Source organism: Streptomyces sp. DvalAA-14 (assembly GCF_900091855.1).
Taxonomy (GTDB): Bacteria; Actinomycetota; Actinomycetes; order Streptomycetales; family Streptomycetaceae; genus Actinacidiphila.
Genome location: NZ_FMCH01000123.1, coordinates 1 through 12,374, shown reverse-complemented (window position 1 = coordinate 12,374; position 12,374 = coordinate 1). Strand labels below are relative to the sequence as shown.

Below are 12,374 nucleotides of genomic sequence, written 5' to 3'. Positions count from 1 at the left end.
GCGTCCCGCTGCCGGGCGGCCGCGCGCTCACCGTCGATCCGGCCCGCCTCAGGCGGCTGTTGCCCACCCGGCCCCCCACACCCCGCGGCTGACGCCGCCCACAGACGGCCGCCCGCCCCGAAAGTCAGTCGGGGCGGACGGCCCGAACCACCCTGCCAGACAACCCGGCAGGACCGCCCGCACCACCCCCGTAACACTGTGACGACCAGGAGAACCTCCATGCGCAAGATGCGCCTCGCGTCTGCCGTAGTTGTGGCCGCCATCGCGGTCAGCGGCACGGTCCTCGCCACCCCGGCGATGGCCGACCCGCCCGCCGCCACCTTCCGTCCGCTCGTCGGTGTCGGGTCCGACACCACCCAGGACGTGCTCAACGCGCTGGCCGGCGACAGCGTCAACGGCACCAGCTACGCCGCGACCGCGGTGACCGCCGACGGCCAGGGCATCGCCTCGTACGACGCGATCGAGCCCGGCACCGGCTCCACCTCGTCCAAGATCACCACCCGCAAGGGCGGCCCGTCCTTCCCGCGCCCGAACGGCTCCGGCCCCGGCCGCAACGCGCTGACCGCGTCCCTGGACGGCCACGCCTTCGGTGCCGGCCCCGGCGTGTCCGGTGTCGCGATCCCCGACCAGGTCGACTTCGCCCGTTCCTCCGGCGGCCCCAGCGCGTCCGGCACCGCCCTGACGTACGTCCCGCTCGCCCGGGACGCGGTCGGCGTGGCCGCCAAGGGCAGCCTGCTGCAGAACCTCACGGTCGACGAGCTGCACGACCTCTACTCCTCGGCCAGCCCCGAGGTGAACGGCGTGCCGGTGCACCCGTTCATCCCGCAGGTCGGCTCGGGCACCCGCAAGTTCTTCCTGGCCGCGATCGGCCTCACCGACAGCGACATCCAGCCCAACGTCGGCATCGTCCAGGAGAACCAGGCCAACCCGGCGCTGACCCTCGACAACTCCCTGGTGCCGTTCTCCGTCGGCAGCTGGATCGCGCAGAACAACGGCGTCTCGCCCGACTTCTCCACCACCGCGGTCAAGAACGGCGCCTTCCTCGCCAACGTCCAGCTCCCCGGCGACAGCGGCACCACCTCGCCCGTGGTCACCGTCAACGGCAAGCTCGCCCCGGTCAGCGGCTACTACGAGAACGCCACCTTCGGCCGTGACGTCTACGACGTGCTGCCGAGCCGCTCGATCGACCCGACCAGCGTGTTCTTCAACAAGGCCCTGTACGACATCTTCGTCACCGACACCACCCGCGCCGCCGCCATGGCCTCCGCCAACGCCGAGTCCGTGATCGCCAAGTTCGGCTTCCTGAACGAGTCCTACAACGGCTCGATCGACCCCAGCCACCACGCCAAGTTCGGCGGCCTGGAGGAGACCGGCCTGTCCGCCGCGCTCCCCGGCACCCCGGCACTGCACGCCGCCCCGGCCGACTCCGGCGTCAAGTTCAGCTGGACCGCGCCGGCCAACACCGGTCTGGCCGTGACCGACTACCGCGTGTTGGTCACCAACGCCAAGGGCGCCGTCGTGGTCAACAAGGACCTCCCGGCCGGCACCACGTCCTACAACTTCACCGGCGCGCTGGGCAGCTACAGCGCCAAGGTCACCGCCAACAACCTCAACGGCTCGGGCACGCCCGCCGTCTGGTCCGGCGCGGTGAAGTACAGCACGATCACCTACGTCAAGACGGCCACCACCGCGTACGGTTCCACGCCGCTCGTGCTGGCCGCCGTCCGCGACAGCCACTCCATCGCCACCGGAACCGTCACGGTCAAGGAAGGCAGCACCGTCCGCGGCACCGGCAAGCTGGACAGCAAGGGCAACGTCACCGTGTCCCTGCCCAAGACGCTCGGTGTCGGCACGCACGGCCTCACCGTGTCCTACGGCGGCAACACCAGCCTGCTGTCGTCCTCCGGCACCCTCAAGCTGACCATCACCAAGGCCAACCCGACGGTCGTCGTCACCGCGCCCAAGTCGTTCAGCCACCTGAGCAACGCCAAGTTCACCGTCAAGGTCGCCGCCGTCGGCACCGTGCCCACCGGCACCGTCCGCATCTACACCGGCGCCTCGGTACTGGCCACCGGCACCCTGAAGAACGGCGTGGCGACCATCACCATGCCGAAGCTCGCCAAGGGCAACCGCCAGCTGCACGCCCTGTACGTCGGCTCCGGCACCGTCGCCGGCAAGTACAGCGCCAACTTCACCGTCAAGGTCGTCTGATCCCGCCCGACCGGGGAGACCGCGGCCGCCACGCGGCGCGGTCTCCCCGGCGCAGCCCCCGACATCCACCCCGCGAAGGAGGCAGGCCGCCGTGACGGTCGCCGTACCGACCCCGCTGAGCAGACCGGCGCCGGCCGCCGCCCCGCGCAAAGCCGTCCTGCCGGCCGTCCCGCAGCTCGCCAGGGGAGCGCTGCTCACCCTGGCCGCGCTGCTGCTCGGCCTCACCGCCCAACTGGTCCTGATCAGCCCGCTGCAGCACCGCGCCGCGCAGACCCACGCCTTCGACGAGCTGCGCGAGCAACTCGCGCTGGGCACCGCGCCCGTCGCGCAGACCGACCAGAACGGGCACCTGCTCGCCCCCGGCACGCCGGTGGCGATCATCGACATCCCGCGCCTGCACGTCCACCAGGTCGTCCTGGAGGGCACCGACCCGCGGGTACTGGCCGACGGCCCCGGGCACCGGCGGGACACCCCGCTGCCCGGCCAGGCCGGCACCAGTGTGCTGATGGGCCGCGCCGCCGCCTACGGCGGTCCCTTCGGCGGCCTGGCCGAGCTCGACCCCGGCGACACCTTCACCGTCACCACCGGGCAGGGCAAGGCGTCCTACCGCGTGCTGGACCTGCGCCGGGCCGGCGACCCGGTGCCGGCGCCGCTCGCGGCCGGCAAGGGCCGGCTGGTGCTGCTCACCGCCACCGGGACGCGCTATCTGCCCAGCGGCGTACTGCGGGTCGACGCCGACCTGACGTCCGCCACCGCCGACACCCCGGCCGCCACCATCCAGACGGGCACCCTGCCGTCGTCCGAGGAGCCGATGGGGGCCCGGTCCGGCATCCCCTGGCCGATGGTGATGTGGCTGCAGGCCCTGGTACTGGTCTGCGTCGCCGCCGTGTGGGCCTGGCACCGCTGGGGCCGCCACCACACCTGGATCGTCTTCGCACCCGTGGTGGCCTTCGTCGGCCTGCGGGTCGCCGGACAGGTCACCGAACTGCTGCCCAACCTGCTGTGACCGCCCGGCGCGGCCGGACCGCCGACCGCGACCCGCGCGCCCAGTGCGACCGATCCGCCCACCGGGGCCGGACCCGACCGCCCGCACCCTCCCGACTGACGCAACCGACGTAAGAGGTGCCCGCCATGATCGACATCCCCGCCACCACCGCCGACACCGCGGTGCTGCCCGCCGTCACCTCCGGACCCGCGCCCGCACAGCTCGAAGCCCGCGCGGTGTCCGCCTGGTTCGGCACGCACAAGGTGCTGGAGCGGGTCAGCCTGACGATGCCGGCCGGCCGGGTCAGCGCGCTCATCGGCCCCTCCGGCTGCGGCAAGTCGACCTTCCTGCGCACCTTGAACCGGATGCACGAGCTGATCCCGTCGGCCGCGATGGCCGGCGAGGTCCTCTTCGACGGCGAGGACGTCTACGGCGCCGGCCGCCGCCTCACCGACGCCCGCCGCCGGATCGGCATGGTCTTCCAGAAGCCCAACCCGTTCCCGGCGATGAGCATCTACGACAACGTGCTCGCCGGACTGCGGCTCACCGGCACCAAGGCCTCCCGGCGCGAGAAGGACGAGCTGGTCGAGGAGTGCCTGAGCCGGGCCGGACTGTGGAAAGAGGTCCGCGACCGGCTCCGGCAGCCCGGCGGCGCCCTGTCCGGCGGCCAGCAGCAGCGGCTGTGCATCGCCCGCGCGCTGGCCGTCCGCCCCAGGGTCCTGCTGATGGACGAGCCCTGCTCGGCGCTGGACCCCACTTCCACCCGGCGGGTCGAGGAGACCATCCACGACCTGTCCGGACAGGTCACCATCGTCATCGTCACCCACAACATGCAGCAGGCGGCCCGCGTCTCGCAGCAGTGCGCCTTCTTCCTGGCCGAACAGGGCACCCCGGGCGGCATCGTCGAACACGGCCCGACCGAGCAGATCTTCGGCAGCCCGGCCGACAGCCGCACCGCCGACTACGTCGCGGGCCGCTTCGGCTGAGCCACCCGCGACGAGGTCGCCGAACCCCGGACAGGGCCTGGGCCGTGTCTGACAAATCCCGCCTGCCCCGCGACGCCTGGCACGCGCGCTCGCTGCGTTGTCGGGGTCGTCCGAGTAGCCCACTACGAGGACACCCCTCCGCCTTGCGATCGCACGCACCAGACGCCGCGGGGCCCCGCCCTGCGGGCGGACGGCGCTATTTGTCAGACGCGGCCTAGCGCGGGCCCTCCGGTGGCCGCTGCCGGGGCATGGTGGGGCGGGCGCCCGAGTGGGCCGGGCGGGACGGCGAGCCGGGATCGCTGCGGGCCGGCCACCAGGCGGCGGACTGGGTACGCAGCGGGCCGCCGGCCGTACCGCCGCCGAAGTCGACCATCCAGTCGGACGTCTCCATCCGCACCAGGTCCGCGATGTCGTCGCAGAACCGGCGCAGGATCGCCAGACAGCGCTCGGCGGCCTCCGCCGCCGTGCCCTCGGTGGGGCCGAGGACCTCGCGCACGCTCTCCGACGCCCAGTCGAACCGCAGCGCCTCGATCCGCCGCTGCACCGCCTGCGCGGTGGCCATGTCCCGCATCCAGCCTGCCGTCAGCCCCAGCACCCGGTCGGCGCACACGCACGCGCCGGCGCCGAGCAGCGCGAGATAGCCCCAGACGGTCAGCGGGCCGCCGGCTCCCGCCAGCTGGACCAGCGGCAGCGCCGCCCCCGCCGCGGCCAGGACGGACGCCGCGATCCGCAGCGCCCGCGCCCCGCGCCGCTTGCGGATCCGGTCGTCCAGATACCAGTCGGCGGTACGCAGCGCGCCGCTCTCCGCCCAGCGGTAGAGCTCCTCCAGCCGCTCGGCCGGCTCACCCCAGTCGCCCAGCGGGAACGGCAGCGCCTTCAGGTCCTCGTGCTGGTGGTGCAGCGCCCGCCGCTGAGGCTCCTCCCGAGGTGCCTCCTCGGGAAACATGTCCGGCTGGCTCACTCCACGCTCCTCGCACGACCTTCGTCGACTCGCGTCGACCGACGTCGGCGCGCGCACCCGGCCCGGTGCGAAGTCCTCTTCTTACCGCCGAACGGCTGAGCGTGGGGGGCCGATCAAAGGATTACCGCCGGTATGCCCGGCGTGATCAGGTAGAGGTGCCGGCCGCGGTCGCCCAAATGAGTGAGGGCGGCTGCGCGGGGGCGGGCGGCGGGTGGCATGGCGGGCGCGGGCGCGGTTGACGGGGTCGGCGCGGGGCGGGGGTGGACGGCGCCGGGTGGGAGCGGACGGTACGGGGCCGGGCCCCGGCGGGCGGCCGGGCCCGCCTCCCCTGACTGCCTGTGCGGGCGCCCGACCGGCCGGGCCGGACCGGTCCGCGCCGTGCCCACTACCCTGGTGCCCGTGAAGGTCCTTGTCATCGGCGGCGGTGCCCGCGAACACGCCCTGTGCCGTTCCCTGTCCCTCGACCCCGACGTCGGCTCGCTGCACTGCGCTCCCGGCAACGCCGGCATCGCGGAAGTGGCCGAGCTGCACGCGGTCGACATCCTGGACGGCCCGGCTGTCGCCGAACTCGCCGTCTCCCTGAAGGCGGACCTGGTGATCGTCGGACCGGAGGCGCCGCTGGTGGCGGGCGTCGCCGACGCGGTACGCGCCCGCGGTGTCGACTGCTTCGGGCCGAGCCGGGAAGCCGCCGCCCTGGAAGGCTCCAAGGCCTTCGCCAAGGACGTGATGGCCGCCGCGGGAGTGCCGACCGCCCGGTCCTACGTCTGCACCACCGCCGACCAGATCGACACCGCGCTGGACGCGTTCGGCGCGCCCTACGTCGTCAAGGACGACGGACTGGCGGCCGGCAAGGGCGTCGTCGTCACCGACGACCTGGCCACCGCCCGGGCGCACGCGCTGGCCTGCGACCGCGTGGTGATCGAGGAGTTCCTCGACGGACCCGAGGTGTCGCTGTTCGCGGTCACCGACGGCGAAACGGTCGTCCCGCTCCAGCCCGCCCAGGACTTCAAGCGGGCGCTGGACGGCGACAAGGGCCCCAACACCGGCGGCATGGGCGCCTACTCGCCGCTGCCGTGGGCCGACCCGGAGCTGGTGGCCGAGGTCGAGCGCACCGTGCTCCAGCCGACCGTGGACGAACTGCGCCGTCGCGGCACGCCCTTCGCCGGCCTGCTGTACGCCGGGCTCGCGATCACCTCGCGCGGGGTGCGGGTCATCGAGTTCAACGCCCGCTTCGGCGACCCCGAGACCCAGGTGGTCCTCGCCCGGCTCAAGACACCGCTGGCCGCCCTGCTGCGCAGCGCCGCGACCGGGCAGCTCGCCGTCTTCCCCGAACTGCGCTGGAGCGACGACGCCGCGGTGACGGTCGTCATCGCCTCCCACAACTACCCCGACACCCCCCGCACCGGCGACCCCATCACCGGCCTCGCCGACGTCGCCGAGAAGGACGAGCACGCCTACGTCCTCCACGCCGGCACCCGCCAGTCCCCCGACGGCCGCGTCCTGTCCGCCGGCGGCCGCGTCCTGTCCGTCACCGCCACCGGCCCCACCCTCCGCAAGGCCCGCCACCGCGCCTACCGCGCCCTCGAACGCATCACCCTGGACGGCGCCCACCACCGCGGCGACATCGCCGAACAAGCAGCGGCGGGAGCGGCGAACGCTGAGCGCTGAGCGCTGAGCGGGAGCGCTGAGCGGGAGCGGAGCGGCGCGGCCGGGAGGCGGACGGGGGGCGGCGGGGGGTGCCGTGGGGTGGGGGACGTAGCGGCGTGAGGGTGGCCTGGTGGGTGCCGTTGCCGCGGAGGGTGCCGTGGGGCGGGTGCCGTCCGGCGTGAGGGTGCCGTGGGGTGGGAGCCGTCCGGCGTGAGGGTGCCGTGGGTGGGTGCCGTCCGGCGTGGGGGTGCCGCCCTTTCCCCTTTTTTTGCCGCCCTCTCGCCTCCGGGCGCTTAGACCCGGTCTCGACGTTCCTCTCTCCTGCGCTCGTTCCTCGCTTGTCGTTCGTCTCTTTCGAAACCGGCGCGCCCTTCGGCTCGCTGGCTACCGGCGAACCCCACGGCGCCAAGTGACCGGTCAAGCGTGCCCTCCAGCGCAGGGTGAGCCAAAGGGGCCCGCTTCCGCCTCCGCAATACGCCCGACGGTCCACCGGTGGCCGCACCCTGCGCCCGACGGCCCGCCGGTAGCGACGGAGCCAAAGGCCGCGCCGGTTTCGAAAGGGAGAACGCGCGCAGTGAGTGAGGTACGAGCGAGCGAGCACGATCGACCGTCGAGACCGGGTCTAAGCGGCCGGAGGCGAGGGCGCGGCAATAAGGGGGAAAAGGCGGCACCAACGCGCCGGACGGCTCCCACCCCACGGCACCCTCCCGCCGGACCGCCCCCGCCCCCTCACTCCCCGCCCCTCACCCCCGCCCTGCGGCCGGAGGCGAGGGCGCGGCAAAAAGGCAGAACCACTCCAAGGAGTGATGCCTGGGCCATACGGCTGACTCTCCCCGGGTGCGCAACTAGGGTGCCCGGAAGGCGCACCGCGGGACATTGCGGCAATCAGCCGTACGGCATTGCGATGTCGGTGGGCGGTGCGACAGTGGGGGGAGGCCGCCGCAGGGGCGGCCCGTCGCTAGGGCAGGGGGTGAGCCGCCGATGGCCGGAGAAGCAGGGGAGGCCCTTGCGCGGGCCCGTGCGCTGGCGGTGCTGAGGATTCGTTCGACGGCGGTGGCGGCCGCGCTGCTGCCGGCCGCCGCGGCGGTGGTGATGGCCGCCGGCCGGGTGAGCGGTCGGATCGGTCCGGCGTGGGACGCGGCCTGCTGGGCCGTGACCGGCGCCGCCCTGGTGGTGCTGGCGGTGACGGCCGCCGTCGCCGCCGTGATCGCGCGGGCCAAGCCCGCGGTCAGCCCGACGGTGTCGGTCAGCGAGAAGTCCGCGCCGGACTTCTACCGGCTGGTGCGGGACCTCGCGGAGCGCCTCCAGGTGCCGGCGCCCTCGGCGATAGCGCTGACCCCGGACTGCGACAGCTGGCTGGAGGACCGCAGGGACACCGTCCCGGCCCCGGGTGAGACGCGGGCCACGCCGGTGCTGGTGGTGGGCTCGCCGTTCATGTGGTGGATGCGGGTGGCGGAGCTGCGCGCACTGCTGGCTCCGGTGGTGGCCGGCACCGGCCCCGCCGTCGACCCCGGGATATCCGCGGCGCGCCGCTTCGTCCGTGGCCTCGACGCCGCCGCCGGGGTCTCGGCGGACGGCGCGCGGGGCGGCCTGCTGCTGCGGCCGGTGTTCCGCGTGCTCGGCTGGGCGGTGCGACTGCTGCTGCACGGCTGCCGTACGCACGCGGCCGAGATGGAGCGCGCGGTGGCGGCGTCGGCCTCCGAGCGGGCGTTGGCGGTGGATTACGGGCTGCGGATCGTCGCCCAGGAACAGATCGGGCTGGCCTACGCGGGCTGGGACCGGCTGCTGACCCGGGTCGCGCTGCCGGCCTGGCGGATGGGCCGCTGGCCGTCCCGGCTGGACGCCGGAGTGGTGGCGGCCCTGACCGAGCTGTCCCGGCGGGACCGGCTGGCGGAGGGCTACGAGACCCGGCTCGGTGAGCGCCCGGCGTGCGATCTGCTGGAGGAGCCGGGCGTGGTGGACGAGGCGGTGTCCCTGCTGGCGGCGCGGATCTTCCACGGCGGCCCGGCCCGGCCCGGCCCCGGCTGGGCGCCGGTGAGCTGGGCGCGGTACCCGGAAGAGGTCGTCGACGGCATCTGGCGCGGCGAGGCCGGCCGACTGGTGCGGCTGCTGGACGAGGCGCGGCCGGCCGCGGCCCGCGCCCGGGGCGGCCGGGTGCTGGTCGGCGGGCGGGCGGCCGACCTCGAGGAGCCCGGCGGGGCCACCCTCGGGCGGGTCATCGACCGCCTGGCCGGCGGTGGCAGTGAGGAGCTGGCCGCCCGGCTCAGCGCGGCGGTGGAGGCGGGCCCGGGCAGGCCGGCCAGCCTCCAGGTGCCCGGCGGGGAGGTGACGGTGTGCCCGCTGCTGCCGCCGCGTACTGGCCGTGAGCTGCTGGCGGACCATGTCACGGCGGTGGTCTGCTGCGCCGCGGTCGACACCGCGGGCGCCGCGCCGGGCCTGGACTGGCTGGACGGCCCGACGCTCATAGTCGGCGGCTCGCGCCGCACCGATCTCGCCTTCCCGGTCCTCCGCCTGGTCGAGAACGGCGACCCGGGCCCCTTGCGCAGCTGGCTCTCCGCGGTCGGGATCCGCCCGGACAAGCCGCTCCGGCTCCCGTAGCCCGCCTGCCCCAGCCGCCCCTGCCACCGCCCTGCCTGCCGCAGCTCCGCGCCCGGCTCCGACAGCCTTGGGCTCAGTCCGGCCGGCCGACCGGACACCGGGCCCCGTCCGGCGCCTGGTTCCAGGGCCGCGGGCCCGCCGGTTCTCCGGAGGAGGCCCACTCGCGCGGGGCGCGGATCCGAACCTTCGTCCACCCGTCGGCGAGGCATTCGCCTGTGGCGTCGGCCCGGTGGCCGGAAATGGGCTGCAATCCACGCTTCTCCATAAAAAAGCGCCACGAACCGTGACCATCACGCCGCTTTCTGTGATGTGCTGGGGGGAGGCGACCGCATCGTTGCACCGCGGTCCCGGGGGCGGGACGGCTGCGGAGCAGGTGCGGAAGAAGAGGGCGGGGATGGTCGTGGCGCAAAGTCGGCGGTGGGAGTCGGGGGCGCACGCCCACGGCGTTTCGGACCCGTTCGGGCAAGGGCCGCTGCCGTGGCTGCGCGGCCGGGAGCAGTATCTGGACGACGACGGCCAGGTGGTCCCCTGGTACGTGGACCTGGCGGTGAGCAGCGGAAAGCCCCCGCGCAAGCCGCACATCTCCGGTCCACGCACGGCCGACGACGTCCGCCGCCAGATCAAGGGCTTCGCCACCGAGGGCGCCGTCGCGCCCGGCGGCGCGGTCGACTTCCGGATCACCGTGGACCCGCCGCAGGAGTTCACCGTCGACATCTACCGCATCGGCCACTACGGCGGTGACGGCGCCGCCCAGGTCACCACCAGCCCCCGACTGTCCGGCATCGTGCAGCCGGCGCCGCTCACCGCCGGCAGGACGGTTTCCTGCCACCACTGGTGGCAGTCCTGGCGGCTCCAGATCCCGCTCTACTGGCGGACCGGCGCCTATGTGGCGGTGCTGACGACCGCCGACGGCTACCGCAGCCACATCCCCTTCACCGTCCTGGACGCCGAGGCCCGGCCGGCCGACCTGCTCCTGCTGCTGCCGGACGTCACCTGGCAGGCGTACAACCTCTACCCGGAGGACGGCCGCACCGGCGCCAGCCTCTACCACGCCTGGGACGGCGAGGGCCGGCTGCTCGGTGAGCACGAGGCCGCCACCACGGTCTCCTTCGACCGCCCCTACGCCGGCGCGGGCCTGCCCCTGCACATCGGGCACGCCTACGACTTCGTCCGCTTCGCCGAGCGCTACGGCTACGACCTCGCCTACGCCGATGCCCGTGATCTGCACGCCGGCCGGGTGGACCCGACGCGGTACCGGGGCCTGGTCTTCCCCGGCCACGACGAGTACTGGTCGATACCGATGCGGCGCGCCGCCGAGGCCGCCCGCGAGGCCGGCACCTCGCTGGTGTTCTTGTCGGCGAACACCATGTACTGGCAGGTCGAGTTGACGGCGTCCCCGTCCGGCGACCCGGACCGGCTGCTGACCTGCCGCAAGGGCCGGGGCGACGGGAAGGGCCGCACGGCGCTGTGGCGGGACCAGGGCGAGCCGGAACAACTGGTGGTCGGCGTCCAGTACGCCGGCCGGGTGCCGCAGCCGTCCCCGCTGGTGGTGCGCAACGCCGACCACTGGCTGTGGGAGGCAACCGGCGCCGCCGAGTGCGACGAGATCCCCGGTCTGGTCGCCGGCGAGGCGGACAGCTATTTCCCGCGCACCCCGCTGCCGGAGTCCACCGAGCGCATCCTGCTGGCCCATTCGCCCTACGAGGCGGCCGACGGCCGCCGCTGCCATCAGGAGACCTCGCTGTACCGGGCGCCCAGCGGCGCGTACGTCTTCGCGTCCGGCACCTTCGCGTGGTCCCCGGCGTTGGACCGCCCCGGCCATGTGGACCCGCGGATCCAGCGGGCGACCGCCAATCTGCTGGACCGCATCTGCAAGCACGACTGAGCCGGGCGATCCGCCGAGCCCGCGGAGCCGAATGGGGGCGAACCGCGGGCGGTGCGGCCACCCGTGCGCGCCGGTTCCCCGCCGGTACGCGAGAATCGGGGGCTGAACCACCGAGTGGGGAGGACCACCCATGTCCGGATTCGTCGTCAAGCCCGAGCCCGTCCAGGTGCCGGGCCTCGTGCATCTGCACACCGGCAAGGTGCGCGAGTTGTACCGGAACGCGGCCGGCGAGCTGGTGATGGTGGCCAGCGACCGCACCTCCGCGTACGACTGGGTGCTGCCCACCGAGATCCCGGACAAGGGCCGCATTCTCACCCAGCTGTCCCTGTGGTGGTTCGACCTGCTGGCCGAGCTGGTGCCCCATCATGTGATCTCCACCGAGGTGCCGGAGGGTGCCCCGGCGGACTGGGAGGGCCGCACTATGGTGTGCCGGCCGCTGCGGATGCTCCCGGTGGAGTGCGTGGCCCGCGGCTATCTGGCCGGTTCGGGCCTGAAGGAGTACCGGGAGACCCGGACGGTGTGCGGTCTCGGGCTGCCCGAGGGCCTGGAGGACGGCTCCGAGCTGCCCGGCCCGATCTTCACCCCGGCCACCAAGGCCGAGGTCGGCGAGCACGACGAGAATGTGACCTACGAGGAAGTGGCCCACGAGGTCGGCGTGGAGACCGCGGCGCGGCTGCGGCAGGCCACCCTCGCGGTCTACTCGCAGGCGCGTGAGATCGCCGGCCTGCGCGGCCTGATCCTGGCGGACACCAAGTTCGAGTTCGGCTTCGACGACGCGGGGACCCTGGTCATCGCCGACGAGGTGCTCACCCCGGACTCCTCCCGCTACTGGCCGGCCGACCAGTACGCCCCGGGCCACCCGCAGCCGTCCTTCGACAAGCAGTTCATCCGCGACTGGCTGACCTCGCCCGCCTCCGGCTGGGACGCCTCCTCCGAGCAGCCGCCGCCCCCGCTGCCGTCCGAGATCGTCCAGCAGTCCCGGGCCCGCTACATCGAGGCGTACGAGCGCCTGACGGGCACCAGTTGGGTCTAGGACCGCGCGGGCGGGCCCGGCAGGGACAACGGCGAAGGCCCCGGTCGTGGTGACCGGGGCCTTCGCCG

General features: G+C 74.0%; 8 protein-coding genes. 7 read left to right on the top strand and 1 reads right to left on the bottom strand.

Going from position 1 to position 12,374, the window contains the following annotated elements; genetic code table 11:
- Nucleotides 1-219: 219 nt before the first annotated feature.
- The 3 genes from GA0115240_RS38995 to GA0115240_RS05775 all read left to right on the top strand — a co-directional run bounded on the left by GA0115240_RS38995 (nt 220) and on the right by GA0115240_RS05775 (nt 4,182).
- Nucleotides 220-2,211, top strand: a complete 1,992-nt coding sequence (locus GA0115240_RS38995; RefSeq protein WP_093735572.1) for an Ig-like domain repeat protein — start codon at nt 220-222, stop codon at nt 2,209-2,211.
- Nucleotides 2,212-2,302: 91 nt separating this feature from the next.
- Nucleotides 2,303-3,217, top strand: coding sequence for a sortase (locus GA0115240_RS05780; RefSeq protein ID WP_202451070.1), 915 nt, complete (start codon nt 2,303-2,305; stop codon nt 3,215-3,217).
- Nucleotides 3,218-3,342: 125 nt separating this feature from the next.
- On the top strand, nt 3,343-4,182 hold the full coding sequence (locus GA0115240_RS05775; protein ID WP_093735571.1) for a phosphate ABC transporter ATP-binding protein: 840 nt from the start codon (nt 3,343-3,345) through the stop codon (nt 4,180-4,182).
- A gap of 214 nt (nt 4,183-4,396) precedes the next feature.
- Here GA0115240_RS05775 and GA0115240_RS05770 read toward each other — a convergent pair whose 3' ends face one another.
- Nucleotides 4,397-5,128 carry an SLATT domain-containing protein gene (locus tag GA0115240_RS05770; RefSeq protein WP_093735573.1) on the bottom strand — a complete coding sequence of 244 codons (732 nt, stop codon included), beginning with the start codon at nt 5,126-5,128 and terminating at the stop codon, nt 4,397-4,399.
- Nucleotides 5,129-5,542: 414 nt separating this feature from the next.
- Here GA0115240_RS05770 and purD point away from each other — a divergent pair, with 414 nt between their 5' ends.
- From purD to GA0115240_RS05750, 4 genes are all read left to right on the top strand, one after another.
- Nucleotides 5,543-6,811, top strand: coding sequence for a phosphoribosylamine--glycine ligase (gene purD / locus GA0115240_RS05765; protein ID WP_093735570.1), 1,269 nt, complete (start codon nt 5,543-5,545; stop codon nt 6,809-6,811).
- A gap of 960 nt (nt 6,812-7,771) precedes the next feature.
- On the top strand, nt 7,772-9,388 hold the full coding sequence (locus GA0115240_RS05760) for a hypothetical protein (protein WP_093735569.1): 1,617 nt from the start codon (nt 7,772-7,774) through the stop codon (nt 9,386-9,388).
- Nucleotides 9,389-9,782: 394 nt separating this feature from the next.
- Nucleotides 9,783-11,273 carry a N,N-dimethylformamidase beta subunit family domain-containing protein gene (locus GA0115240_RS05755; protein WP_093735568.1) on the top strand — a complete coding sequence of 497 codons (1,491 nt, stop codon included), beginning with the start codon at nt 9,783-9,785 and terminating at the stop codon, nt 11,271-11,273.
- 130 nt (nt 11,274-11,403) lie between these two features.
- On the top strand, nt 11,404-12,306 hold the full coding sequence (locus GA0115240_RS05750) for a phosphoribosylaminoimidazolesuccinocarboxamide synthase (RefSeq protein WP_093735567.1): 903 nt from the start codon (nt 11,404-11,406) through the stop codon (nt 12,304-12,306).
- Nucleotides 12,307-12,374: the final 68 nt, after the last annotated feature.

Coding starts and splice junctions, on each gene's coding strand:
- GA0115240_RS38995 (WP_093735572.1), top strand. CDS start 220: ATGCGCAAGATGCGCCTCGCGTCTGCCGTAGTTGTGGCCGCCATCGCG.
- GA0115240_RS05775 (WP_093735571.1), top strand. CDS start 3,343: ATGATCGACATCCCCGCCACCACCGCCGACACCGCGGTGCTGCCCGCC.
- GA0115240_RS05770 (WP_093735573.1), bottom strand. CDS start 5,128: ATGTTTCCCGAGGAGGCACCTCGGGAGGAGCCTCAGCGGCGGGCGCTG.
- GA0115240_RS05760 (WP_093735569.1), top strand. CDS start 7,772: ATGGCCGGAGAAGCAGGGGAGGCCCTTGCGCGGGCCCGTGCGCTGGCG.
- GA0115240_RS05755 (WP_093735568.1), top strand. CDS start 9,783: ATGGTCGTGGCGCAAAGTCGGCGGTGGGAGTCGGGGGCGCACGCCCAC.
- GA0115240_RS05750 (WP_093735567.1), top strand. CDS start 11,404: ATGTCCGGATTCGTCGTCAAGCCCGAGCCCGTCCAGGTGCCGGGCCTC.